We start from the raw sequence: 25,324 nt of genomic DNA, 5'->3' as shown, positions 1-25,324 counted from the left end.
TTCGGTGCGGTGCGACAGGTCGTCCGAAGACTGGCTGATCTCGGCCGCGCCGTTGCGGATGCTCTGCGCCGATTCGATGACCTGAGAAATGGTGGCACTCAGGGTTTCGACGGTCCGGTTGAAATCGGTGCGCAGCTGCTCATGCTCTTCAGAGAACGGATCAGTAATCGTGTCCGAGAAATCGCCCTGCGAGAGCCTCAGCAGGCCAGTGCTGAGCTTCTCGACAACTTTTTCCTGCTGACGTTGCTGCTCGGCACGCTCCTCCTGAGCGGTGCGCGCATGACGCAGATCTTCCTGCATCGATACTAGGGTCTTTCCGATCTGACCGATCTCATCGCTGCGCTTGGCTTCCGCCACTTCGGTGTTGAGATTGCCAGACGACACAGCTTCCATGTTACTGCTGATGCGCTCAAGCGGTCGTGTAATCGAGCGCGCAAACAGCCAGCCCAGGACAGAAAGCCCCCCCGCGCACGCCAGGGAAACAACAATCATAAAGGCCATCGCAGAATTTACCGGTGCCATCAGTTCGGCCCGATCTTGCTCAATGACAATGCCCATATCCGCCCCCATCATGGAGAAGGGCTCTGAAAACGCGCTCACTTCGTTCCCGTTCACCCCCATGACGGCCGGGTAAAAGGCGCTTTCTCCGTTCAGTGCACCTCTGATCTGCTCAAGTTCGGGTGCCGCGTCCAAGGTCTGGTGGCCCCCCTCATAGCGAGAGCCGGACCGAAAGAGGTTGTCCGGACCCACGAGGTAGGCATCAACGCTGTCTCCGATGCCGCGCGAGTCATTGATGAAGGAATCGATCATAGTGACCGGAATCTGCAGGATGAGAATGCCGACCATTTGCCCCGAACTGGACACCAGCTGCGTTGCGGCAAAGGCTGCCGGCGCATTGTTGCTGGGGGCATAGGGCGTAAAATCCGAAAACAGCACTTTCCCGGGCTCCGCTTCGACCGCTCTGCGGTAGAGGTCGCCGATACCCGAATCCTTGTAAGAACCGTCAATCAGGTTCGTTCCGTAGTCGTCTTCTTTATAGACGGTGTAGATGATGTTGCCCGACAGGTTTACCAGGAAGGCATCATAGTACCCTTTGGAGGTCAGCAACGTCCGGAACGCCGGGTGGAATTTGGCGTGATGAATGTTGTAGGGGATCGTCGCCTTGCCACGATCCAGCAGATGACGTTCGCCCAGCGCATTCGGGTTGTCGTCGATATAGGCTTTCCGCACGGTATCGGCGGCCTCGTCGCCAAGATTCGTCCAAGCCCCCGAAAGACGCTGCAACGCGGTTTCGGTCGACGGCATTGCCGCAAGGGTAAGAAGGTCTGCCTCAACGCCATTCATCAAAGCTTCGACGGCCATCTTGCGGCCAGCAACAAGCGATTCGAAGTGCTCTTCGGCCTGATGCTTGGCGCTTCTATGGGACGTAACGGTACTGATTGTCACGATAACTGCTGCCAGCACCACGACAAATCCAACAACCAATAGTGGGAGTTTCTGAGCGATTTTCACTGTACCACGCGCCTTTTCGTCTTGGAACTTGAAAGGCCCACTCGGGGCTCACTTACCCCTAGTGAATGCTCAGCAGGTGTTAATTTGCCGCTTAAATTTTGCCTGCTGTTTCAAATTTTACGAAGGCAGCCTGCCCGCAGACACAAACGCAGGGCTTGGCACCACGCCCGCCGCCCCCCCGTGTGTGCGATAGGGGATTCTAACTGTGTGACCCAATCTCCAAGCCGGGAGCACAGACGGCAGATCGCCACCAAGAGGCCCCTAAAATTTTCCGGAAAAGAGCGGCCCCGACTCAGCTTAGCACCATACAAAACGGCACTCCCGCCATATTCCGGCAATCAATTATTAAGCCCCCAACCCTAAGAATGAACCCATCAAACTCTAACATGTGACCGACAACGGGGGTGCGACTCGCGGAAGATGACCACGGAAACGCAAAAACACCTTTTGGAATTGCCGAATGCATTCTCGGATCTTGATCCGCTGATTGCATTCCTGCGCGGCGCGCGCACCTCAGCGGTCGAAATCGACTGCAAAGGGGTCGCCGCCATGCCATCGCGCTGCCTACAGCTTCTGCTCAGCGCAGAACAGCAGTGGCGCTCTGAAGAACTGGGCTTTGCGGTCACTAACATCAGTGAATCGTGCCGAAAGTCTCTGTCGCTTTTGGGTTTAGAGTCCAACCGGTTTGAAGACGAGGAAACAGCATGAAAACCAAAGTTCTTGCCATCGACGATTCCCGCACGATTCGGAATCTGCTTGCGGCCACCCTGGAAGAGGCCGGTTTTGAATACCACTGTGCGGTTGATGGCCGCGAAGGTGTCGACATGTATCCCGAAATTGCACCTGATGTGGTGATCACGGATATCAACATGCCCAACCTGGACGGTTTCGGCGTGATCGAGGAATTGCGAGGCGAAGGCATCAATTCCAAGGTGCCGATCCTGGTCCTGACCACCGAAAGCGCTGCCGACATGAAGGCGCGCGCCCGCAACGCAGGAGCAACCGGCTGGATCACCAAACCCTTTGACGACGCCTCTTTGATTTTCGCGCTCAAGCGCGTCACTGGAGCTGCGGCATAAGATGTCCGGGTCGATTCAAGATACCTTCTTTGAGGAGTGTGAAGAACTCCTTGAAGCAACGGACGAGGGTCTGACTGCCATCGAGGGTGGCAATCACGATCCGGAGGTGGTCAATGCCGTCTTCCGCGCCGTCCACTCTATCAAGGGTGGCGCCGGGGCATTTGGCTTGGACGAGTTGGTGGCGTTTGCCCACAGATTTGAGACCGTATTCGACGAAGTGCGGGCCAACCGGATGGAGCTTGAACCCAAGCTGATCCAGCTCCTGTTGCGCTCCAGCGATCACCTGTGCGACCTGGTTGCAACCGCCCGTGACGGCGGTGAGACCGATGAAGCGCATCACAACATGCTGATCGCCGCGCTTGATGAATACATTCCCGAAGAGGAAGAGGATCTCACCTTTGAGCCGATGGGTCTCGGCGCTCCGGGCGGCTTTGCCCCGGCAGCGATCGACATTCCGGACGCGCCGAAGGAAGAAGCCTACCGGATCCGCTTCCATCCGATGAAAGAGATGTATGGAACCGGGAACGAACCCTTCTTCCTGTTCCAGGCTCTCAAGGAACTGGGCGAGCTTGAGATCAAGCTTGATGATACCGAGCTGCCCGGCTTTGATGCGATCGATGTCGCCGAGAGCTACCTGGCTTGGGATCTGGTCCTGACGACCTCGGAGTCGCGTGACAAGATCGAGTCCGTATTCGAATTCGTGGAAGGCCTGTGCGAGCTGTCGATCGAAGGTGATGGCGACGCCGAGGCGGATGCTGCGGCCTTGGCCGCCCTGGATGCTGCATTTGGTGTTGCTCCGTCCGCAGAGGACGGGGAGAACGCTCCCGCCCCTTTTGAACAGCCGGCCCCCGATCCTACGCCAGAAGCAGGCCCTGCACCCGCTGCGGTCTCTTCTGCTGACAAGGCTCCCGCTCCGAAGGCAGACAACGCAAAGGCGGAGCAGCGCGGGGGGCCGAAACCGACCCTGCGCGTAGAGCTTGAACGGGTGGACCGGCTCATCAACGCGGTTGGAGAGCTGATCATCAACCACTCGATGCTGGCGCAGCAGATTGCCAACCTTGATGTCGCCGACATGCGGGATGTGGAGACAGAGCTGGAAGGGTTCAAGAACCTGGCCCGCGACATCCAGGAAGGCGTCATGTCGATTCGCGCGCAACCGGTGAAGCCTCTGTTCCAGCGTATGGCCCGGATTGTCCGCGAAGCCTCAAGTGCGACGGGCAAGACCTGTAAGCTTGTGACCGAAGGTGAAAACACCGAAGTCGACAAGACGGTCATCGAACGTCTGTCGGACCCGCTGACACACATCTTGCGTAACGCGGTGGACCACGGGATCGAAAAGCCCGGTGACCGGGAAAGCGCGGGCAAGAACAGGGTCGGCGAAATCAAACTGACGGCCTCGCATCGTTCGGGCAGTGTCTGTATCGAGATCAAGGACGACGGTGCCGGTGTGAACCGACCACGCGTGAAGCAGATCGCGATCGACAAGGGTCTGATCTCAGAGAACGCGGAACTGACCGACAGCGAGATCGACAACCTGTTGTTCCTGCCCGGTTTCTCGACCGCCAAGGAGGTGTCGAACCTCTCGGGGCGCGGCGTGGGCATGGACGTGGTCAAGAACGCCGTGACCGGCCTCGGTGGCCGCATCAACATCTCGTCCGCCCCCGGAAAGGGTTCGACATTTACGATCATCCTGCCCCTGACTCTCGCGGTTATGGACGGAATGGTGGTGTCGGTTGCGGATCAGACCATGGTGGTTCCGATCACCTCCATCGTGGAAACGATGCGCGGCAGCGATGACATGATCAACAACCTGGGTGCCGATGGCACGCTGTTGTCGATCCGAGGGAACTTCGTGCCCGTCTGCGACGTGGCCGGAGCGCTGGGTCTGGAAAAACGAGATGACCAACCGCCCGGCGTTTATCTGCTGGTCGAGACTGAAACCGGCCAGCGCAGTGCGCTTGCGGTGGATGACATCCATGACCAGCGCCAGGTGGTCATCAAGAGCCTGGATGGCGTGTGCGGAGAGATTGCCGGTGTGGCAGCCGCCACAATTCTTGGAGACGGCAAGATCGCCATGATCCTTGATCCGGAAAGCATTATCGCGGCCTCGCCTTCGGCAGCCGCCTTTGACACCGAGCGGAGAATGAACAATGCAGTCGCAAGTTGAAGTCAAGCACGGCGATCAGGAAGTCAAACACGCCCAGTTCAGTGAGTTCGTGAGCTTCACTGTGGCGGGGCAGGCTTTCTGTCTCAAAATCACGCAGATCCGTGAAATCCGTCGCTGGTCGCCGGTGACGATCCTGCCGCACGCCCCGTCGGACGTGCTTGGTGTGATGAACCTGCGCGGTGCGGTGATCCCGATCTATGACCTGTCGGCCCGCTTCGGCCTACACCAGACCGAAGCCAGCGAGCGCAATGTCGTGATCGTTGTGGCTGTTGGCGGCAAACCGGTTGGTCTCTTGGCCGAGTCCGTCTCGGAAATCATCTCGATCAACCCGGATGACATCCAGGATACCCCGCCGGTCGATAGCCGCTACACGATGGAGTACATCCAGGGGATCATCTCGCACGATGAAACGATGGTTCGGATCATCAACCTGGATGCGGTGATCTCCGTGCCTGAACAGGTGATGATGTGAACGCAAGAAGTCCCATAGATCCCAAGACTGATGGTTTCACCCTGACTGATCAGGATTTCGAAGCCATCGCCCAATTTGCCTACAAGCATTTCGGGCTGTCTATGTCGAGCAGCAAGAAACCTCTGGTTTCTGCACGCTTGGCGCGGCGTCTGCGCCAGCAGAACGTCGTCAATTTCAAGGACTATCTTGCCCGTCTCAACGGGCCGAATTCAGATGCAGAACGCAGCAACCTGCTGTCGTTGCTGACCACCAATGTGACGCAGTTCTTCCGAGAGCCGCATCATTTTGAGACCATGCGCAAGGATGTTCTTCCTGAACTGATCAAGAAGGCGCGGGAGGGCGGACGGGTCCGTATCTGGTCGGCAGGATGCTCCAATGGTCAGGAACCTTACACTCTGGCTATGATCATCCACGACATGTGCCCGGACGTGAACCGTCTGAACTTCAAGATCCTGGGCACCGATATCGATCCGGTCGTGGTGAAAACGGCTACGGCTGCGAAATACCCCGCTGACGAACTGGCGCAGATTTCTGCGGAATACCGCAAGTATGTGCCCAAGCTGGACGCGGATGGCCGACTGCCTGAAAGCATCCGTTCCATGGTCACGCTGGGCGTTCTGAACCTCATCGAGCCCTTTCCATTTAAGGGAAAATTCGATGCGATCTTCTGTCGAAACGTGGCCATCTACTTTGATACACCGACCCAGCAAAAAGTCTGGCAGGCGTTTCAAAGGTCGCTGGTGCCAGGGGGTTACCTGTTCATCGGACATTCCGAACGGATGTCCGGACCTGCCGCGCAACACATGAAAACGGCAGGGATCACTACATACATTCATACTCCATCGGGTGGGGATGCCCGATAAGTCTGAGCAGTAAAGAGAAACACGAGGAAAAAACATGAGCTTGAAAGACAATCTGCGCGTAATGGTTGTGGACGACATGTCGACAAGCCGGGGGATCTTGACGCAGTCCTTGGATGAGCTGGGCATCAAGAACTACATGGTGGAAAACAACGGCCAGTCCGCGTTCCAAAAAATGACGAAAACGCCGGTGCACCTCGTGCTGTCGGATTACAACATGCCTGGCATGGACGGCCTCGGCCTTCTGCAAGCTGTGCGCGGCCATCAGGTCACCCAGCGCGTCGGATTCATCCTGGTGACAGGCAAACCCACACCTGAAATCATTCAGGTTGGCAAAAAGTTGGGTCTGAACAACATCGTACGTAAACCCTTCACGGTTGCGACAATGAAGCAGGCCATCGAACAAGTGGTTGGGCGCCTGTAACCATGGAGCATCCCGACAAAGCCCTGAGAGATCTCTGCGCCATTTCCTCATGGGAAATGCAGCAGCTGAAAGCCAAGATTCAAGAGTTAGAAGACGTTGCGTTGACGGTGTTGGAGCGCGGAACGCGCCCGACCAGCCAAGAGCTAAAAGCACTGCAGGATTTTGATCTGGTAATCCAGACACTCTCAGGTTTGTCGGGTTTCTATGACCGGGTTCAGGATCAGATCAATGCATCCGGGCCGGCGGATCTCCCTGCCGCAGCAAAGGGCGTGACGTTGGAAAAGCTACGCGAGCGGTTATTGGCCCCCGAGGGCTTGCAAAAACAGAATGCCTGAACATTGCGCCGCCCTTGAGGGCGGCGTTTCGATGTCAGCTCCTGAATGGACCGCGTCTCTGTCTGGCCCGCAGATGTTTTGGACGCCGCCTTTGTCGATCCACACAAGCCCCGCTTGAATGCCTTGCTCCTCACAACTACGCAATCGGGGCCGGGGCGGTTTACCATCATCAAATCCGGGTCCCGCCGCTCACCTTGGCAGAGTTGTCCAGCTTGTCGATGTGGCAACCCCCATGGCGAGGTTGGTGTTGAAAAACCGCTTGATCACCCAAGCCCCATCCTGCGCAAACGCGGTCCCGGTCCAAAGGCCCGGTCGTCAAGATCGCGGACAAACTCCAAGACGCCCGCGCGCTCGATCAGAAGGTTGCGCACGTTGACCCCCGCCCCACCAGACTTCAACGTGCGTTTCGCAGGCTTGGCATTGCGTTGTTCATGAAGCACTTGCGCAACCAAAAGTGTTGAACTGACGCCGTAAGCACCTGCAGCGCAGAACGAATTTTACCGCGATACCCGGCTCAAGTTCCATTGGAGCCCCATCGCTGGGTCGGCGAACCTCTGGCGGCTTCCAACATGCAGATGCAGCACCCGATCTGCGGTGCCAGGATCGCAGCCCCAGTATAGGCAGACTATCGGTTCAATCCAGCTGCAACGGCGCCGGGCAAGGGGGTGTTGGCCATTTCCTGCTCTCCACGCGCAACGGGCGTCGCTGCAGCGCCGCCGTGGTCGTTCTCAATCCGGCCAAGGGACGACCCAACCTGCAAGTCATACTCCGCGCCCTTGTGTAGCGAGTGGAACGCGATGGCCGAAAGGTCACCGGGGTGACCTGTCCAGATGCCCCCTGACCATCAAAGCGCGCAAGTACGTCATCCTGTCGTCCGGTGCGATCAAATCTCCGCAGGCCTTGATGCTCTTGATTTCCCGTTACGTCGAACCCTGTTCCACCGGCAGCCATGGCAAAGGCGTTCCACTTTTCTCAGCGTTCACCATGTCTATCTGCCAGATTTGCCCCGAACACCGGGGAGAGATCCGCCGGAATGGCCCGGACCTGAGCGTACATGGAAGCGAAGGCCGACGATCAGATCCCGGAGGCTTCACCGAAACGGCGTCTAGCGCGTCCTTGTCCCGATCGCTGCGTTCAGGAAGGATTGGAGGCCGGGGAGAAGTTTTCCCATCTTCGCCTCCCCCAGGACGCTGTGATAGGCGCGGCCCTCAATCAGTTCCAACACCATATGCGCCGCCTCCTCAGAGGTCGTCGGCAAGGTGAAATCCCTGTTTTCCACCCCGCGATCCAACAGGCCCTTCAAGGCTGAAACCAGCGCCTCACGGTTTTGCCGGAACAGCTCTCCAAGGTCGTCCTTGCGGATGGCCTCGCTGGTGATCTCGATGGTCAGGATTACGTTTTCGGGGGCCGCGAGGTACTTTGCGTAGGCCTCAACGAACTTTTTGAACCTCTTCGGCGCCGGACCCTCCTTTTCGAGCTGGGCAATGAAGGGATCAAGCTCCATCCGCTCCAGCCGCGCGATTTCCAGCAGCACATCGTGTTTGCCCGGAAAGTGGTTATAGAGATTGCCAAGGCTCACCCCTGCACGCGCCGCGATGTCACGCACGCCGGTCTGGTGAAAGCCGTTCTCCAGAAAGCACATCACCGCAGCCTCCAGGATCATCTGCCGCCGCGCAGTCAGGGCAGCATTACGAGTTTTATCCGGCAATGGCGCGGATGCAGGGGTTATTTTCATTTCACTCCAGGCATTGAACGAACGTTCGTTCATTGTATATGCCTTTCACCCAATGGCCGCAACTGGCTTTTCGATTCGAAGTTCCGCCGACGGAAGGACAAAACGTGCTCAACACGGAGACCGAGATCCGCACCACGCCCCCAAGGCGCTGGTTATTCATGGCGCTGGCCCTTGTGGTGCTGGCGGTGGTGGTGCTCCTGCTGGCGGAGACCGAAGATTCAGCGGATGTCTCACACAAGACTGCCGCCCCGGATGTGCCGATTGTTTCGGTCCTGCACCTTACCAAAACGGAGGTCACGGCACAGGTTTCAGCCTTTTCCGAACTGCGCCCCCGCTGGAGCGCCGAGATCCGCGCGGCGGTCTCGGGCCGTATCCGCACCGTGCATGACGCCGCGTTGGCCGGTACGCGCGTGGCCACCGGAACGCCACTTTTCGAGGTGGAACGCACTCCTTATGAAACTGCCGTGACCGCAGCCGAGATGTCCGTGGAAAAGGCGAAACTGGCCCGCCTTCGCGCGCAGAACACCGTGACCGTCGCACGGCGGCAGTTCGCCCGTGACGGCACCGAGCCGCCCAACGATCTTGCCCTGCACCTGCCGGACCTGCGGATCGCAGAAAAATCGCTCACGTCGGCGCAGGCGCAACTGGCCGCTGCCCGTCAGCAGTTGGCCGATACCGTCGTCACGGCGCCCTTCTCGGGGTTCGTTACCGCCCGGCTCGCCAGTCTCGGCCAGACCGTCAGCGCCGGGGAGGCTCTGGTGACGCTGTCTGATGACAGTCACTTCGAGCTGACGGTAGAGCTGAGCCAGTCCGACTGGGCCCTGCTGGATCACCCCATCGCCGGGGGCAAGGCGCGGCTGTTTCACCGGGATGGGCGGTCGCTCGGCACGGCGCATATCCGACAGGGGGGCGGTTTCCTCGATCCGCAAACCCGGCAGATGCGAGTCTTTCTTGCGGTCTCGGATCCGGCTGAAGGGGTACTGGCCGGAGATTTCCTGCGCGTGGTCTTTTACGGGCGCCGGATCGCGAACGCCCTGACCCTGCCAGAAACCGCGCTGACCCGCGCCGGATACGTCTGGCTCGTGGATAAGAACGATCTTCTGGTTCGTCTCAGCCCCGAGATCCTGTTTCGCAGCGAAGGCAGGATCACCATCGATGCCCCGCGAGACCTGCCCGCCCACTGGCGGGTGGTGCGAACGCCGCTGGCCTCTTTCCTGCCGGGGCAGCGGGTGTCTCCGCAACGGGTAGAGGGCTGATCCATGCATGCGCTGACCGTCTGGTTCATCCGCAACCCCGTCGCTGCCAACCTGATGATGCTGCTCATCCTGTTCCTGGGCGTGCAGACCCTCTTTTCCATACGCATCGAAGGCTTCCCCCGCATTCCGCCCGAAAGCGTGGACATCACAATCCACTACCCCGGTGCAACTGCCCAGCAGGTAGACGATCTGGTCACGCAAAAAGTCGAACAGGCTCTGGAAGGCGTTGAAGGCGTGCGCTCTATCACCTCGATGTCGGGCAATGGCTACGCCTCGGTTTCGGTGCGACGGGCCGGTGGTGCGCGGCTTCAGGACGTACTGGACCGAGTCCGCATCCGCATCGACGGGCTGACCGACCTTCCGGACAAGGCGCGCAGACCGGTGATCGAAGCCTCGGGCTATGACTTCCCGGCGCTGTATGTCAACCTGCACGGCCCGGCCGACCCCGCAACCCTGCAAACCCTGGCACAGCAGCTGAAGGAGACCCTTCTGGCAGAACCCGAACTGTCCCGGCTCAAGATATGGGGCTTGATCCCGCGTGAGTTGCGGATCGAGGTCGAGCCCGAAATCCTGCGTCAATACGGGCTGACGGTCGCGGATGTGAGCGCTGCGATCCAGGCCAACTCTCTCAATTTTCAGGCCGGTGAACTTCGCACCACAGGCGGCACCATCTACCTGCGCGCCGATGATCGCGCCCGCTATACGCCGGAATACGGCGCCCTGCCGATCATCGAACGCCCCGATGGCTCTTTTGTTCCGCTGTCCGATATCGCACGGATCGAAGACGGCTTTGAAGAAGGCGAGTTCCTCTTTCGCCTGAACGGCAACCCAACCATCGGTATGGAAGTGCTGGTGGGGCAAAAGGAAAACCTGCTGGATATCAGCCGTGTGGTGCGCCGCGTGGTGAGTGATTTCGAGCGCCAGTTGCCCCCCTCGGTCAAAGCCGAAGTCTGGGGCGACAGCGCAGGCTATATCGCCGACCGCCTTGCGCTGCTGCAGTCGAACGGCGTGCAGGGTCTGTTGCTGGTCACGCTGCTCCTCGCGATCTTTCTGAACCTGCGCCTCGCCTTCTGGGTGGCCATGGGCATTCCGATTTCGGTCATGGGGGCACTGGCCGTCGCCGGGTCGAAATGGGTTGATTACTCCCTGAACGACGTCACCACGTTTGGCCTGATCATTGCCCTCGGGATCCTGGTCGATGACGCGGTTGTCGTCGGCGAAAGCGTCTATGAGGAGCGCCGCAAAGGCGGCGATTCGATCAAACAGACCGAGGCCGGCGTCAAACGCGTCGCCACCGCAACCGTCTTTGGGGTGCTGACAACCGTGGCCGCCTTTTATCCGATGCTGCTGATCGACAATCCGCTGGGCAAGGCACTGGCAGGATTTGCAGGCATTGTCATTCTGGCGCTGCTGTTCTCGCTTTTTGAAAGCAAGTTCATCCTGCCCGCGCACCTAGCCCGTGTACCACTGGACGAGCCGCGCCACAGCCTGCCCGCCCGCCTTTGGGGTCGGGTGCAGGACGGCGCGCGCGACGGGCTGATGTGGGTACGCGACCACCTCTACCGGCCTGCCCTTGGGTTTTCCGTACGCCACCGTTACGCGGTTCTGATCCTCTTCATTGCCGCTGGCGTGCTGGGTCTGGGCCTCTTGGAAAAGGGCAAGGTCAAGACCGTGTTCTTCCCGGATGTTCCGGGCCAGGTGATCACCGTGAACCTTGAGATGGACGCCCGTGCCCCTTTCTCTCTGACGCGCGACAACGTCGACCGTATTGAGGTCGAAGGCCGCCGCCTGAACAAAGAACTGGCGGCTGAAGCAGGCATGAAAGAGCTGCCGATCCGCACCTTCTTCACCATCGTGAACGGCGCGGGCAGCGCCCAGATCTATGCCGAGATGCTGCCCGTGGCAGAGCGCCCGAATGTGCCGATCCTTGATGTGGTGCGCCAGTGGCGCGCGCGCGTCGGGGCCGTTGAAGGCGCGAGCGAGCTGGAGTTCACCGGCTCCGAGGACCTGGCCGGGGGCTTCAGCATCCGCCTGATGTCGAAGGATGAAGAGTTGCTGCGCGCCGCCAGCAAGGAGATGCGCGCCTTCCTCGGCGATATCCATGGCGTGACCAATATTCGCGATGATCTGGTGGGCGGACAGCCCGAGCTGCGCCTGCGCCTGCGCCCCGATGCCCGCAACCTTGGCTTTTCGGCCGAAACCCTCGCAAGCCAGATCGGAAATGGCTTTGGCGGCGCCGAGGTGACGCGGGTGCGCCGCGATGGCGCCGAGGTGCGCGTCGTGGTGCAGAATGCCCGCGATGCGCGCGATACCATCCACGATCTGATGCAGACACGCCTGCGCAGCGACACCGGAGTCTGGGTGCCGCTCGCCACCGTGGCAGAGGTTGAAGGCAGCTATGTCTCCGCCGCGCTGCATCGCCGGGACGGGCAGCGGATGAACACCGTCATGGCCTCGATCGAGCGCAGCGTTGTGGCCCCGTCCGAAGTCGGGCAGGCCGTGTTCGAACGGCTGGTGCCGCAACTGGCCAGGACCTATCCAAGCGTCAAGGTCGTCGCAGCCGGAGAGCTGGAGGAAATGGGAGAGATACAGGGCGGCATGATCCAGGCTCTGATCCTTGCGGCCGTGCTGATCTACGTACTGATGGCCGTACCCCTCAAAAGCTATTGGCAGCCGGTGGTGATCCTCGCAATCGTGCCCTTTGGGTTCATTGCCGCTGCGATGGGGCATCTCATCATGGGGGTGTCTCTATCGCTGTTTTCCTTCTTTGGGATGCTGGCGCTTACCGGTGTGGTGGTAAACGACAGTCTGGTGATGATCACCCGCTACAACCAGGCCCGCGAAGAGGGGAAAACCGTGCCCGAGGCGCTGCATGACGCGGGGGTCGGGCGGTTTCAGGCGATCTTCCTGACCACGGCCACCACGGTGATCGGCCTTCTGCCCCTGCTCACCGAAACCTCCGAGCAGGCGCAGTACCTGATCCCTGCGGCGGTTTCTCTGGCCTTTGGGGAGCTGTTCGGCACCGCGCTGATGTTGATCCTCGTGCCGGTGCTGATTGCCATCACCGAAGATGTGATCACGCTGTTTCGCGCAGGCAGGAAGCCAATTTGCCCTGCAAACTGAACCTGATGTTGCGGGACGGGTATCTGGCAATGCGCACAGTTGCAGTGGAACCGTGCGGAAATGCCCCAAAGCGGCTCTTTTTTTGCCATTTTGCGCACCTACGACGGAACACTGAGAGTCACAGGATGACCGCGTCACCGGCCTGAAACGCTGATCTTAGACCCGCAGAAGCGACCCGCAAGACAGTTGCGGAGGATACCGTCGCGCATTCCGATTGCAAAAAAGGTTCAGGCCCCATGGCCAGCATTGATATAGTCCGGGTTGATGGCACGCCACGCGAAACTGACCATGGGGTTCGCTCGGATACATCGTCGCGTGGCGTCGACCTTGAGGGGGCTCAGATCACGGCGACCTATGCGGACGGCACGAGCGAGACCCTGACCTGGAAAGCGCTTGACCCTTACACGACCGGCGGAGCCAGCGGCACGGACATCAACATGTTCTTTGGCTACAGCTGGCACGAGCTGACGACCACAAAGACCCTCGCCTCGCTCAGCATCGATCTGTCGCCTGCGAACTCGGTCTTTGACACCACCACAGCGATGGGGGACGATCCCGGTGATCCGTCCACACCCGGATCGCTCAACGGCTTTCCGTTCAAACTGGGACCGGGTTACGAAGACACGGCAGGCGAAATCACGGCAACCTACTCGGGGATTGTGAACCTGTCCGGCAGCGCGCCGGTTGGTGATCTTTACACGACGCTGACCATCGATTTCTCGGGTCTTCCGGGCGGCGGCCTTTTGGGGCGGCTGGACTGGAATTCCGACATCGACACGATGACGGGCCCGTTCAAGGACGTGCTGGATGCCGTTGATGACGTCCTGACGATATCTGGCGATGGCTCGGAACAGCTGAACATTCTGGACAACGACCAGCATGGCGATGGCACCGACCTGAAGATTACCCAGATCAATGGACAGGCAATCGCGCCGGGCAGATCGGTGACCCTGCCCAGTGGCGAGGTGGTGACGCTGAACGCCGATGGAACGCTGTCCATCACCAATGACAGCGCGTTGGATGAAACCAACTCGTTTTCCTACACGCTCGACGATGGCGAGGGACAGACGGACATCGGCTGGGTCAAGGTCTCGACCAAGGTCAAAGTGCCGCCCTGCTTTGTGGCCGGAGCGCGCATCCGGACGTTGAAAGGCGATGTCGCAGTGGAGGATCTGCAGATCGGAGATCTTGTCATCACGCGCGATCACGGCCCCCAGCCGCTGCGCTGGATCGGGCGTTGCCGTCGCCGGGCCGAAGGAAAGAACGCACCCGTGGCCTTTGCCGCTGACGCGATCGGCGAGCACGGACCGATCTCCGTCTCCCCAAACCACCGGGTGCTGCTGAGGTCCGAAATGGCAGAGCTTCTGTGTGGTCAGCGCGAAGTGCTGGTAAAGGCCAAGCACCTGTTGAACGACCAGACGATCCGCATCGATGCCCATGGCGGCGTGATCACCTATGTGCACCTTCTGTTTGACCAGCATGAAATCGTCACCTGCAATGGCTTTCCCAGCGAAAGCTATCATCCCGGCGCCGAGACGCTGGACTCTTTCGACGCCCAAACCCGCGCCGAAGTTCTTGAACTGATGGCTGAGATGGAAGACTACGGCCCAACCGCGCGGCTTGAGATCAAGGCGCACGAAAGTCGGCTTTTGTCCCAAACGCGATGAGACCGCCAGCCGGAGCATCCGGTCGGCGGCCTGCTGTTTTGTTCAGAGCATTCAGAAGAAGCCAAGCTTGCTCGGGTTATAGCTGACCAGCATGTTCTTGGTCTGCTGGTAGTGATCCAGCATCATCTTGTGGGTTTCCCGCCCGATACCGGACTGCTTGTAGCCGCCAAAGGCCGCATGGGCCGGATAGGCATGATAGTTGTTCACCCAGACGCGCCCGGCTTCGATATTGCGGCCAAAGCGATAGGCACGAGTGCCGTCGCGGGTCCAGACACCGGCACCCAGGCCGTACATGGTATCATTGGCGATCTGCAGCGCTTCTTCCTCGGTCTTGAAGGTGGTGACCGAAACCACGGGGCCAAAGATCTCTTCCTGGAAGACGCGCATCTTGTTGTGGCCTTTCAGGATCGTGGGCTGAATGTAAAAGCCGCCCGCCAGATCTCCATTGAACCGTTCTGCATCGCCGCCGACCAGCACCTCGGCCCCCTCTTCCACACCGATGGTCAGATAGGACAGGATCTTGTCCTGCTGTTCCTGGCTAGCCTGCGCGCCCACCATGGTGTCCGGATCACGCGGGTCGCCGCGTTTGATGGCTTTCACGCGCTCGATGCAGCGGGCAATGAACTCTTCATAGATGTCCTCCTGGATCAGCGCACGGCTGGGGCAGGTGCAGACCTCGCCCTGGTTGAAGGCAAAAAGCACAAAGCCCTCGACCGCCTTGTCGAGAAAGGCATCATCCTCGGCCATGACATCGGAAAAGAAGATGTTGGGGGATTTGCCGCCAAGTTCCAGCGTCACCGGGATCAGGTTCTCGGTTGCGGCCTTCATGATGATGCGGCCCGTTTCGGTCGATCCGGTAAAGGCGATCTTGGCAATGCGCGAGGATTTCGCGAGCGGCCCGCCCACTTCGGGGCCCATGCCGTTGACGATGTTGAGAACGCCCGGCGGCAAAAGGTCGGCAATGGCCTCAACCAGCACCATGATGGCCGCAGGGGTCTGCTCTGCCGGTTTCAGCACGATGCAGTTGCCCGCCGCCAGCGCTGGCGCCAGTTTCCAGGCCGCCATCAGAACCGAAAAGTTCCAGGGGATGATCTGCCCGACCACGCCCAGCGGTTCGTGGAAGTGATAGGCCACGGTATCGTGGTCGATCTCGGACATGCTGCCTTCCTGGCCGCGCAGAACGCCCGCGAAATAGCGGAAGTGGTCCACAGCCAGCGGGATGTCGGCCGCCATCGTCTCACGGATGGGCTTGCCGTTGTCCCAGGTTTCCGCGGTGGCGATAATCTCGAGGTTTTCCTCGATCCGGTCCGCAATCTTCAAGAGGATGTTGGAGCGTTCCGCAGCCGAGGTCTTGCCCCAGGCGTCCTTTGCGGCATGGGCCGCGTCCAGCGCCAGTTCGACATCCTCGGCGGTCGAGCGGGCCACTTCGCAGACCTTGGCCCCGGTGATCGGGGTAATGTTGTCGAAATACTGACCCTTCGCAGGCGGCATGAACGTGCCGCCGATGAAGTTGTCATAGCGCATCTTGAAGGGCGAGGTGTAGCCGCCCGCAACTTGGGTCATTTCATTCATTTGATGTTCCTCCATGTCTCCCGGTCCTCCGCCGGGGATGAAGGCACCCTGTTGCAAGACGGCCCGCCCTGTCAGCCGGGGGGAAACAGGCATTCGCGCCAGACTGTCTCAGGAGTGAGACAGGTCAGAGCCGTTTTCACCAATGCCCAGCCGTTTCATGCGCCGATAGAGGGTCGCGCGGCCAATCCCGAGGGCGCGGGCTGCCTCTGAGACATTGCCATCCGCCCGTGACAGCGCCCGCACCACCGCCGCACGCTCGGCCTTTTCAAAGCCGGTCGGCCCCGCCTCGCGGCCAAAAAGGTCAGACGCAGGCGTGGACCGGATCGGCCCCGAGGCGCTGAGGCCAAAGGCCCGCCGGGCGCCGCGTGTTGCCCCCAACAGCAGGTCATCGCCGTCGACCGCCAGCAGCATGGCCGCGTCGCTGTCGTCATTGTCGGCCACAATGATCCGGGCCTTGGGAAAGGCGGCGCGGAAGGTGTCGACCTCGATTTGGCGCGCGGTCTGGGCCACCTGCGCCGCGATCAGCCGGTTAAAGGCCTCGGTCTGATCCGCCCGCGCCGAAGAGACATCCAGCGCTCCGATCAACTCTCCTTCGGGGCCAAAGATCGGCGCATCCATGCAGCTCATGCCGGTGTTGCGGGCGTGGAAATGCTCGTCGCGATGAATGATCACCCGGCGGCTTTCGGCGATACACGTGCCAATCCCATTGGTGCCTTCCGAGGCTTCGGACCAATCGGATCCCGGCGTCAGCCCCCATGTCTCGAACACGGCGCGATCCCCATCGGCGGCACGCAGATCCAGCACCACCCCGTCAGCATCGGTCAGCAGCACGCCGCAGCCTGAACTGCCGACAAGCTGGTAGAGGCTGTCGAGCTTGGGCATCGAAATCCGGTGCATGGCTTCGGCCTTTTCCCGCCGGTGCGCCAGTTCGGTGTCCGTGATGCGCTGCACGTCGCCGCGCTGGCCAGGATCCAGCCCATGATGATCCAGCGAGCGCCGCCACGAGGCCGCCAGCCGCGAGCGCGCCGCAGCGCCTGGATCGCTTGCGGTTTCTACCACGCGGGCAATGTGCAGATCGGTCTTGGCCATGCTGCCCTCCCTTCACAAAACGCTAGGGCAATTCGCACCCCTAGGGAACCACAGGCTGACCGGAATTTACGCCGCAGTGCGGCGACCTGCAGCGCTTGACTCCCGATCCTCCAGCACCTAGCAAAATCTCCAACGTTTTGCAGACTGGTGGACGATTTTGATTTTTGGGGGAAAACATCGCGAAGACGACACGGTCGTCGAAATGCTGGCGTCCGCCCTGCGTCGCGACATCTCTTTTGGTGTTCTGGCCCCGGATCAGAAACTCAAGATCGAGCAGTTGCGGCAACGCTACGGCGGGTCGAACCACTCCATGCGCGAAACACTTCGGATGCTCACCGTGGAAGGCATGGTCGAGGCAACAGCCCAGCGCGGATTTCGCGTTACCTCGGCCACCGATCAGGACCGCAATGACATTCTGCTGATGCGCCTCAGCCTCGAAGGGCTGGCCCTGTCGCGTGCGCTGCAAAATGGCGGGGTCGACTGGGAGGCCTCGGTGATTGCCGCCGCACACCGGCTGAACCGGGCCGATCACGCGGTTCAAAGCAACCCTGACGATGTGACCGCCCTTGAATGGGACGAGACCTGCCGCGCCTTTTCCTTCGCACTTCTGGGCGCCTGCAACAGCCCGCGCATGCTCGACACCATTGGTCGCTACTTCGATCAGTCACGCCGGTTCCGCCTGACCCTCTTGCGTGAAGGGCGGATCGATTTTGCCAAGCGCGGCAGGCGGCGCGATGCTTTGAAAGACGCGGTCATAGCCAGGGATGATGCAGCGGCTTTGGCCCTGCTCGAAGAGGATATCAGCGCCGAGATGACTTAGGCGCACACCAAATTTGAACGACAGGTTGCTATTTAGGGAGGAGCACCACAATGACACCATTCAACAGACGTCAGGCCATCGGCCTTTTGGGCGCGGCAGCGGCAACCGGACTTGCGGCACCGGCCATCGCCAAGAACAGCAAAGCCGTGGTCGGTGCGCTGAGCCTCACGAGCCACTCTGGCAGCTTCATCGCCGTGGAGCGCAACTATTTTGCCGAAGCCGGTCTGGATGTTGAGCTGAAGTTTTTCCAGGCGGCGCAGCCCATGGCGGTTGCCATCGCCAGCGGCGACGTGGATTTCGGCGTGACCGCAATTTCCGGCGGCTTGCTGAGTCTTGCACAAAAAGGCGCGGTCAAGGTGATCGGCGGCGCCCTTTCCGAAGAAGCCGGGATTGACGGTCAAAAGATCCTCGCCTCGGACGCCGCGTTCCAGGCCGGTCTGACCAGCCCCGAAGCGCTGGGTGGCAAACGCTTCGGCATGACGACAGCCGGGTCGTCCTTCCACTACATGGGATCGAAGATCGCCGCCGCACATGGGGTGGACGATATGAAGTTCATACCCCTGCAAAAGGTCGGTGCCATCATCGGCGCTCTCAAGTCAGGCCAGATCGATGCCTGGTCCATCGTGCCGCATATCGCCAAGGCGTTGGCCGGTTCGGGAGCGGTTCATATCATCGGAGACGTGGCCGATTACCTGCCGGATTATCAGGTGACCACCGTCTTCACCTCGGCGCAGAACGCATCCAATGACCGGGCGCTGGTCGAAACCTTCCTGGCCGGCTTCACCCGCGGCGTGAGCGATTTCAACGCCACCATGGTTGAAAAATCCCAGGGCGATGCGGCGATCGACGAGATGGTGCAGCTGATCCACAAATACGTCTACACCGACCGCCCGCTGGAAAAGGCGGCGCCCTCGATCATCAACGGGGCGATGCGCATCAACGAAGGCGCGGCGATCAATGTGGCTTCGGTGCGCGACCAACTGGAGTGGATGCAATCGGCGGGGCTGGTGGACAGCGCCATCACGCTCGACACCTTCCTGGACACCTCTTACGTCGACACCATCGACGCCTGAGGCAACTGAAACCATCGCGGGGCGGCACACGGCTTGCCCCGCGTATCGATCAAGGGCCAGGATCCATGGATATTCGACTGGACGGGGTCAGCCATCACTATGGCAGCACAGAGGTACTGCGTGACATCTCGCTGGACGTACCTTCCGGGCAGATCGTCTGCCTTGTGGGTCCGTCGGGCTGCGGTAAATCCACCCTTCTGCGGTTCATGGGCGGCCTTGAAAAGCCCGAGGCGGGGCGTGTGCTGCAGATCGGCACGCCGCCCGAAGGCTGCCTCAACCCCCTGACCTATGTCTTTCAGGACTTTGCCCTGCTGCCCTGGCGCAGTGTCGAGGGGAATATCTCTTTGGTGCTGGAGGATCATGGCATCAAGGGCAAAGCCGCGAAGGACATCATATGTGACGTTCTGGGACGCACCAAGCTCACCGATTTTGCAAGAGCCCTGCCGAAACAGCTGTCGGGTGGCATGAAACAGAGGGTCGCAATAGCCCGCGCCTTGGCTGTCAATCCGGCGGTGATGCTGATGGACGAGCCACTGTCCGCGCTCGACAGTCAGACCCGCGAGCTGCTGATGGACGATCTGATCACCCTCTGGACACGGGCGCCCTTTACCGCCGTCTACGTGACCCACAACCTGGCGGAGGCGGTGCGCCTTGGTCATCGCATCGTCGTCCTGTCCCGGCGTCCGGGGCGCATCCGCGAGGTGGTGAAAATCGACAAACCCCTGGCCGAGCGCGGCTATGCAGACCCGGATCTGGAAGAGGTGCAAAAGCATCTTTGGGATCTTATGCGTGACGAGGCCCGCGCCGCAGACGAGGAGTTGCTACATGTCTGATCTGGCAAAAGGCACGGCGCAGCCCCAAGGCCCTGTAGAAATCCGGTTTCGCGGCGCAGGCTTTGCCCCCCGACCTCAGAAATGGGTGGGCGTCGCGGTTTTTGTGGTACTGATCGCCATCGTGGAATGGGGCACGCGCACGGGTTTTATCTCGGCGCTGACCCTGCCCAAACCCTCGGATGTGCTGGCCACCTTTGGCGAGCTGTGGCAGTCGGGCATGCTGTTCCAGCATCTGGCCCCATCGCTGACCCGGCTGGCCGTCGGAGCCTCTATCGGGGCAGGCATCGGGATCTGCGTGGGCGTGCTGATCGGGCTGTTTTCTTACATCCGCTCTGGCCTCGTTCCGCTGGTGGCGGCGATATTTCCGATCCCGAAAATCGCCCTTTTGCCGCTTTTCGTGATCTGGTTCGGCATCGATGAGGGATCTAAATACGCGCTTATTGCTTTTGGGACGTTCACGCCCACGGTCGTTGCCACCTATGGAGCAGTGGACAATGTGGATCGCTCACTGATCCGCATGGGCCAAAGCTTTGGCCTCAGCTGGCTGTCCATCGTGCGCAAGATCGTGCTGCCGGGCGCCATGCCGGGGATCCTGTCGGGGCTGCGCATCAGCCTGGCCATCGCCATCATCCTGCTGGTCGCCGCCGAGATGCTGGGCGCGCAATACGGGATCGGAGCCTATATCCTTGAGGCAGGCTCGCTCTATGATCTGGAGCGGCTGTTTGCCGGGGTGGTCATCCTGTCGCTGCTTGGAGTCCTGACCTCTGGCGCCATCGGGCTGGTAGAGCGCCGCCTGCTCAGCTGGCGCAGCTGACCCTTTCGTTGCAAAGCAAAGGCTGCGGGCCGACAAGGTCCGCCGACCCCGCCTCAGGCTGAACAGGATAAAGTCGGCTCAGCAATAGCGCTCCGGGCCGATCCATTGCGCGTCTGAATACCGGTCGCCATGGGCCCAGCCCACCGGAAGAAACGCTTCGATGCGGGCCAGATCCGCCTCGGACAGCGCAAGATCGGCGCCCGCCATGCACTCATCGAGGTGATCAATACTGCGGGTGCCCGGGATCGGGATCACATGATCTCCTCGGCTCAGAAGCCAGGCATTGGCCAGCGCCGCCGCCGAGGTGCCCATCTCGGCGGCAAGCTTGCGAAATCCGTCGGTGATCCGCAGGTTTTCGGACAGGTTCGGCTCCATGAAGCGCGGATTTCCGGCCAGAAAGGGCAGGTTCGGAATCCGCTCCTTCGGGATCGGATTGTCCGTCAGCAAGGACCGCCCCACAGGTGAAAACGCCACCATCGCCACCCCCAGTTCGGCGCAGGTCTGCACGAGGCCAAGCTCCGGGAAACGGGTGGACAGGGAATACTCCGATTGAACCGCGGCGATGGGATGGGCCTTCATCGCGCGCCTCAGCGTCGAGGGCGCCACTTCGGAGAGGCCGATGGCGCGGGTCTTTCCCATCTTGACCAACCGGCCCAGATTTTCTGCGGTTTCCTCGGGCGTGAAACGGGGATCGCGACGGTGCGCGTAGAACAGATCGACACAGTCCACTCCAAGGCGCTGCAGGGACTTGTCCAGCTCCGCTTCAAGGTGCTCGGCCGAGTTGTCAAAACAGCGATTGCCCTGCGCATCCGTAGTGATCGTGGCCTTGGTCGCGATGACAAATTCATTTCGCGCAGCTGGGTTTGCCTTGAAGTAGGTCCCGATCGCGCTTTCGGATTTGCCCATGCCGTAGACGTTGGCCGTATCCAGATGGGTGACGCCCAGATCGCGGCACCGGTTCAGAATCGCGTGGCTCTCGGCTTCGTTGGTGGGACCGTACATGTCCGAAAAGGACATCGCCCCATAGCCGATACATCCGATTTCAGGGCCATCGGCGCCCAGTTTGCGCGTTTTCATGCGGATGAGTTCCCATTCTGCTGAGGAAAGTGACGCCTCTATGGTGGGGCAAAGATTCCCGTTTGTCGAACATTTGCAAGCGCATAGACCATTGCATGTGCCTTTTGGCACGGCTCCGAAAACACCTGTTTGCCGAAAAATTGTGCAAAAAATCGAGATGTCCGGTCTATGATCGCTCTGCAATTGGCTCTTGCGACAACAGACTGGTAGCGTAGCTGCACTGGGAGACGCCATGACAGATAAAACACGTTACTTTGACGAAATGTACGGCAATGGGGACGCAGCGCGACCCCCTTATGCGCAATACGCTGATTGGTTCGGCAGAGAAAACACCAAAGACCTGATCAAGGAAGCCCGAGAGGCAGAGGAGTTTTTCCGCCGCACCGGCATTACCTTCAATGTTTACGGGGAAGCGGATGCCGAAGAGCGGCTGATCCCCTTTGACATCATTCCCCGCATCATTTCGGCCAAGGAATGGAGCCGCCTCGTCAAGGGGATCGAGCAGCGGGTCCGGGCGATCAACGCCTTTCTGCACGATATTTATCACCGTCAGGAAATCCTGCGCGCGGGCCGCGTTCCGGTCGAGCTGATTGCCCGAAACGAGGCCTTTCTGCCGATGATGGTCGGTGTGCAGCCCCCCGGCGGGATCTACACTCATATCGTCGGCATCGACATGGTGCGCACCGGCGAGGACGAGTTTTTTGTCCTTGAGGACAATGCCCGCACCCCCTCCGGCGTGTCCTACATGCTCGAAAACCGGGAAACCATGCTGCAGATGTTCCCGGAACTCTTCAGCAAAGTGAAAGTGCGGCGGGTTTCGGACTATCCGTCCTCGCTTTTGAACTCCCTGGCCAATTGCATGCCACCCGACCCCAGCCCCGATCAGACCGTTGCGGTGCTGACACCGGGCATTCACAACTCGGCTTATTTCGAACATGCCTTTCTTGCCGACCACATGGGCGTCGAACTGGTGGAAGGAACGGACCTGAAGATCGTCGATGGGCGGATCGCCATGCGCACCACGCGCGGCTACAAGCCGATCGATGTGGTCTACCGGCGGGTGGACGATGATTTTCTAGATCCGCTGAATTTCAATCCCGAAAGCATGCTGGGGGTCCCCGGCATCTTCGACGTCTATCGTGCAGGCCGCATTACCATTGCAAATGCACCGGGCACCGGCATCGCGGATGACAAGGCGATCTACAGTTACATGCCCGATATCGTTGAGTTCTACACCGGCGAGAAAGCGATTCTGCAGAATGTACCGACATGGCGCTGCTCTGAGCCGGATGCGCTGGCTTACGTGCTGGATAACCTGGCCGACCTTGTCGTGAAAGAAGTGCATGGATCTGGCGGCTATGGGATGCTTGTCGGCCCGGCGGCCTCGAAAAAGGAACTGGCGGCCTTCCGCAAAAAGCTGGAAGCCAAACCCGCAGGCTATATCGCGCAGCCGACGCTTGCACTGTCGACCGTGCCGATCCTGACCAAGGCGGGCCTTGCCCCGCGCCACGTGGATCTGCGCCCCTTTGCGCTGTTCAGTCCGCAAGGCATCGATATCACCCCGGGCGGTCTGACGCGGGTGGCGATGAAAAAAGGAAGCCTTGTGGTCAACTCCAGCCAGGGAGGCGGCACCAAGGACACCTGGGTGTTGGAGGACGACTGATGCTAGGGAAAACCGCAGGAGGCGTGTTCTGGATGTTCAGATATCTGGAACGCAGCGAAAACACGGCACGCCTGATCGAGGCAGGCTTTCGCATTGCCCTGACACGGCCGGGCAGCGAGGAATGGACAAGCGTCCTTAAGACCGCCGCCGCAGAATATGCCTACAAAGAGGCCCACGGGGAGGTGGTCCAATCCAAGGTGATCGACTTTCTGCTGCGCGACCCGCAGAATCCGTCTTCGGTCATGTCCTCCTTTTCCCAGGCCCGCCAGAACGCGCGCATGGTGCGCACCGCCCTGACCCGCGAGGTCTGGGAGGCGGTGAACGACGCCTATATGACGCTCAGGAAACGTCTGGCCCGCCCTGTGACCGAGCGCGATCTACCGGATGTTCTGGCCCAGATCCGTCAGCACTCGGCTCTGGTGCGGGGTGCACTGCATGGGTCTATGCTGCGCAATGACGTCTTTGATTTCTGCCGCCTGGGCACTTTCCTTGAGCGGGCCGACAACACCGCCCGTATTCTGGATGTGAAGTATTACGTGCTGCTCCCCTCGGTCACACAGGTCGGCTCATCGCTCGACAATGTGCAATGGGAGACGATCCTGCGCTCTGTCTCGGGCGTGCGGTCCTATAGCTGGCTCAACCAGGGCAGGGCGACCCCGATGGGAATCGCGGATTTCCTGATCTTCGACCCGCGGATGCCCCGTAGCCTGCGCTCTTCGGTGAACAAGATCCGCAGCAATCTGGAAATGCTGGAAAACGAGTATCTTGAACGGCACGCCTGCCATGAAACAGTAGAGAAGCTGCATCGATGTCTGAGGGTCGGCAGCGTCGCAGCGGTCTTCGAAGAGGGCCTGCACGAATTCCTGACAGAGTTTCTGGCGAATATCTCGCGCCTTGGCGCCGAGATCGAAGCCGATTTCAGGTTCACGGAGTAACGCATGCGATTGAAGATCGATCATTCAAGCAGATACAAATTTGACCATCCCACGCACTATGGCCTGCAACAACTGCGGCTCACCCCGAAAGGTCGATTGGGCCAAAAGGTCGTGAACTGGTCGACTCAGATCGAGGGCGGCAGGGTTGAAATCGAGTTCGAGGATCAGAACGCCAATCTGGTCTCCCTGATCTCTTTTACGCCCGGAGTGCAGGAAATCCACATCCGCTGCTTTGGCCAAATCGAAACCGAGGATCAGCATGGTGTCGTCGGCAAGCACCGCGGTTTCTTGCCACTATGGCTATTCAAACGCTCGACCGATTTGACACGGGCGACGACCAATGTGCGTCGCCTGACCAAGGGGCTGCGGGATGCGCATGACAACGACATTGCTCTCTTGCATGATCTTTCTGCGCGCATCCTGGAGGCGGTGCCTTACGCGGTCGGCAGCACCCATGCGGCCACCTCGGCCGATGAGGCGATCGAGCACGGATATGGCGTATGTCAGGACCATGCGCATATCTTTATCGCGGCCGCGCGGGCGATGGATTATCCGGCGCGCTATGTCTCCGGCTATCTGATGATGGACGACCGCGAACAGCAGGACGCAACGCACGCTTGGGCCGAAGCCCATGTCGACGGGTTTGGCTGGGTCGGCTTCGACGTTTCAAACGGTATTTCGCCGGATGCACGTTACGTTCGCGTTGCAACCGGACTTGATTATCGCGAAGCCGCCCCCATCTCCGGGCTCAGGTTTGGTGCGGGCAACGAAACCTTGTCTGTGGACGTTGCCGTCCAAGAGCAATAACAGGTCCGCAG

General features: G+C 60.2%; 22 protein-coding genes. 17 read left to right on the top strand and 5 right to left on the bottom strand.

What is annotated here, in order from left to right:
- The coding region (locus AADA15_RS15805) for a HAMP domain-containing protein (RefSeq protein ID WP_341642518.1) at positions 1-1,512 on the bottom strand (1,512 nt) is incomplete at its 3' end.
- A gap of 420 nt (positions 1,513-1,932) precedes the next feature.
- Here AADA15_RS15805 and AADA15_RS15800 point away from each other — a divergent pair.
- The 7 genes from AADA15_RS15800 to AADA15_RS15770 are packed head-to-tail and all read left to right on the top strand — an operon-like array spanning position 1,933 to position 6,849.
- Positions 1,933-2,220, top strand: a complete 288-nt coding sequence (locus AADA15_RS15800; RefSeq protein WP_341642517.1) for an STAS domain-containing protein — start codon at positions 1,933-1,935, stop codon at positions 2,218-2,220.
- The gene (locus AADA15_RS15795; protein WP_341642516.1) at positions 2,217-2,591 is read left to right on the top strand and encodes a response regulator; all 375 of its coding nucleotides are present in this window, start codon (positions 2,217-2,219) and stop codon (positions 2,589-2,591) included. Before AADA15_RS15800 ends, AADA15_RS15795 begins: the two co-directional genes overlap by 4 nt.
- A 1-nt stretch (position 2,592) precedes the next feature.
- Complete coding sequence (locus AADA15_RS15790; RefSeq protein WP_341642515.1) at positions 2,593-4,758, top strand: chemotaxis protein CheA; 2,166 nt, start codon at positions 2,593-2,595, stop codon at positions 4,756-4,758.
- Positions 4,742-5,230 carry a chemotaxis protein CheW gene (locus AADA15_RS15785; protein ID WP_274848828.1) on the top strand — a complete coding sequence of 163 codons (489 nt, stop codon included), beginning with the start codon at positions 4,742-4,744 and terminating at the stop codon, positions 5,228-5,230. The genes AADA15_RS15790 and AADA15_RS15785 overlap by 17 nt, the downstream gene beginning before the upstream one ends.
- A complete protein-coding gene (locus tag AADA15_RS15780; protein ID WP_341642514.1) occupies positions 5,227-6,093 on the top strand; it encodes a CheR family methyltransferase in 867 nt (288 codons plus the stop codon). The genes AADA15_RS15785 and AADA15_RS15780 overlap by 4 nt, the downstream gene beginning before the upstream one ends.
- A gap of 34 nt (positions 6,094-6,127) precedes the next feature.
- Positions 6,128-6,514 carry a response regulator gene (locus AADA15_RS15775; RefSeq protein ID WP_341642513.1) on the top strand — a complete coding sequence of 129 codons (387 nt, stop codon included), beginning with the start codon at positions 6,128-6,130 and terminating at the stop codon, positions 6,512-6,514.
- A 2-nt stretch (positions 6,515-6,516) separates the two neighbouring features.
- Positions 6,517-6,849, top strand: coding sequence for a DUF8776 family protein (locus tag AADA15_RS15770; RefSeq protein WP_341642512.1), 333 nt, complete (start codon positions 6,517-6,519; stop codon positions 6,847-6,849).
- A gap of 1,105 nt (positions 6,850-7,954) precedes the next feature.
- Here AADA15_RS15770 and AADA15_RS15765 read toward each other — a convergent pair.
- On the bottom strand, positions 7,955-8,617 hold the full coding sequence (locus AADA15_RS15765; protein WP_341642511.1) for a TetR/AcrR family transcriptional regulator: 663 nt from the start codon (positions 8,615-8,617) through the stop codon (positions 7,955-7,957).
- A 71-nt stretch (positions 8,618-8,688) separates the two neighbouring features.
- Here AADA15_RS15765 and AADA15_RS15760 point away from each other — a divergent pair, with 71 nt between their 5' ends.
- The 3 genes from AADA15_RS15760 to AADA15_RS15750 all read left to right on the top strand — a co-directional run bounded on the left by AADA15_RS15760 (position 8,689) and on the right by AADA15_RS15750 (position 14,630).
- Positions 8,689-9,840: an efflux RND transporter periplasmic adaptor subunit gene (locus AADA15_RS15760; RefSeq protein WP_341642510.1), complete on the top strand. Its 1,152-nt coding sequence runs from the start codon at positions 8,689-8,691 to the stop codon at positions 9,838-9,840.
- A gap of 3 nt (positions 9,841-9,843) precedes the next feature.
- The gene (locus AADA15_RS15755; protein ID WP_341642509.1) at positions 9,844-12,963 is read left to right on the top strand and encodes an efflux RND transporter permease subunit; all 3,120 of its coding nucleotides are present in this window, start codon (positions 9,844-9,846) and stop codon (positions 12,961-12,963) included.
- Positions 12,964-13,199: 236 nt separating this feature from the next.
- Positions 13,200-14,630: a Hint domain-containing protein gene (locus AADA15_RS15750; protein ID WP_341642508.1), complete on the top strand. Its 1,431-nt coding sequence runs from the start codon at positions 13,200-13,202 to the stop codon at positions 14,628-14,630.
- Positions 14,631-14,681: 51 nt separating this feature from the next.
- On the opposite strand, the gene exaC is transcribed toward AADA15_RS15750, so the two are convergent.
- Positions 14,682-16,202 carry an acetaldehyde dehydrogenase ExaC gene (gene exaC, locus AADA15_RS15745; protein ID WP_341642525.1) on the bottom strand — a complete coding sequence of 507 codons (1,521 nt, stop codon included), beginning with the start codon at positions 16,200-16,202 and terminating at the stop codon, positions 14,682-14,684.
- A gap of 108 nt (positions 16,203-16,310) precedes the next feature.
- Positions 16,311-17,291 (bottom strand): GAF domain-containing protein, encoded by a 981-nt coding sequence (locus AADA15_RS15740; protein WP_341642507.1) that lies wholly within the window; start codon positions 17,289-17,291, stop codon positions 16,311-16,313.
- A 202-nt stretch (positions 17,292-17,493) separates the two neighbouring features.
- On the opposite strand from AADA15_RS15740, the gene AADA15_RS15735 reads away from it, so the two are divergent.
- From AADA15_RS15735 to AADA15_RS15720, 4 genes are all read left to right on the top strand, one after another.
- The gene (locus AADA15_RS15735; protein ID WP_341642506.1) at positions 17,494-18,111 is read left to right on the top strand and encodes a GntR family transcriptional regulator; all 618 of its coding nucleotides are present in this window, start codon (positions 17,494-17,496) and stop codon (positions 18,109-18,111) included.
- A gap of 50 nt (positions 18,112-18,161) precedes the next feature.
- Positions 18,162-19,184 (top strand): ABC transporter substrate-binding protein, encoded by a 1,023-nt coding sequence (locus AADA15_RS15730; RefSeq protein ID WP_341642505.1) that lies wholly within the window; start codon positions 18,162-18,164, stop codon positions 19,182-19,184.
- A 65-nt stretch (positions 19,185-19,249) separates the two neighbouring features.
- The gene (locus AADA15_RS15725; protein ID WP_341642504.1) at positions 19,250-20,017 is read left to right on the top strand and encodes an ABC transporter ATP-binding protein; all 768 of its coding nucleotides are present in this window, start codon (positions 19,250-19,252) and stop codon (positions 20,015-20,017) included.
- Positions 20,010-20,831: an ABC transporter permease gene (locus AADA15_RS15720; protein ID WP_341642503.1), complete on the top strand. Its 822-nt coding sequence runs from the start codon at positions 20,010-20,012 to the stop codon at positions 20,829-20,831. The genes AADA15_RS15725 and AADA15_RS15720 overlap by 8 nt, the downstream gene beginning before the upstream one ends.
- A 78-nt stretch (positions 20,832-20,909) precedes the next feature.
- Here the strand turns inward: AADA15_RS15720 and AADA15_RS15715 are convergent, their stop codons facing one another.
- Positions 20,910-21,908: an aldo/keto reductase gene (locus tag AADA15_RS15715; RefSeq protein ID WP_341642502.1), complete on the bottom strand. Its 999-nt coding sequence runs from the start codon at positions 21,906-21,908 to the stop codon at positions 20,910-20,912.
- Positions 21,909-22,140: 232 nt separating this feature from the next.
- On the opposite strand from AADA15_RS15715, the gene AADA15_RS15710 reads away from it, so the two are divergent.
- From AADA15_RS15710 to AADA15_RS15700, 3 genes are read left to right on the top strand one after another with little or no spacing between them, the layout of a single operon-like run.
- A complete protein-coding gene (locus AADA15_RS15710; RefSeq protein ID WP_341642501.1) occupies positions 22,141-23,571 on the top strand; it encodes a circularly permuted type 2 ATP-grasp protein in 1,431 nt (476 codons plus the stop codon).
- Positions 23,571-24,506, top strand: a complete 936-nt coding sequence (locus AADA15_RS15705; protein ID WP_341642500.1) for an alpha-E domain-containing protein — start codon at positions 23,571-23,573, stop codon at positions 24,504-24,506. Before AADA15_RS15710 ends, AADA15_RS15705 begins: the two co-directional genes overlap by 1 nt.
- Before the next feature lie 3 nt (positions 24,507-24,509).
- A complete protein-coding gene (locus AADA15_RS15700; RefSeq protein ID WP_341642499.1) occupies positions 24,510-25,313 on the top strand; it encodes a transglutaminase family protein in 804 nt (267 codons plus the stop codon).
- Positions 25,314-25,324: the final 11 nt, after the last annotated feature.

The sequence above is a fragment of the Phycobacter sedimenti genome, assembly GCF_038148855.1.
GTDB classification, from domain to species: Bacteria; Pseudomonadota; Alphaproteobacteria; order Rhodobacterales; family Rhodobacteraceae; genus Phycobacter; species Phycobacter sedimenti.
The sequence above is the reverse complement of the archived record's forward strand: the minus strand, read 5'-3'. Positions and strand labels throughout refer to the sequence as shown.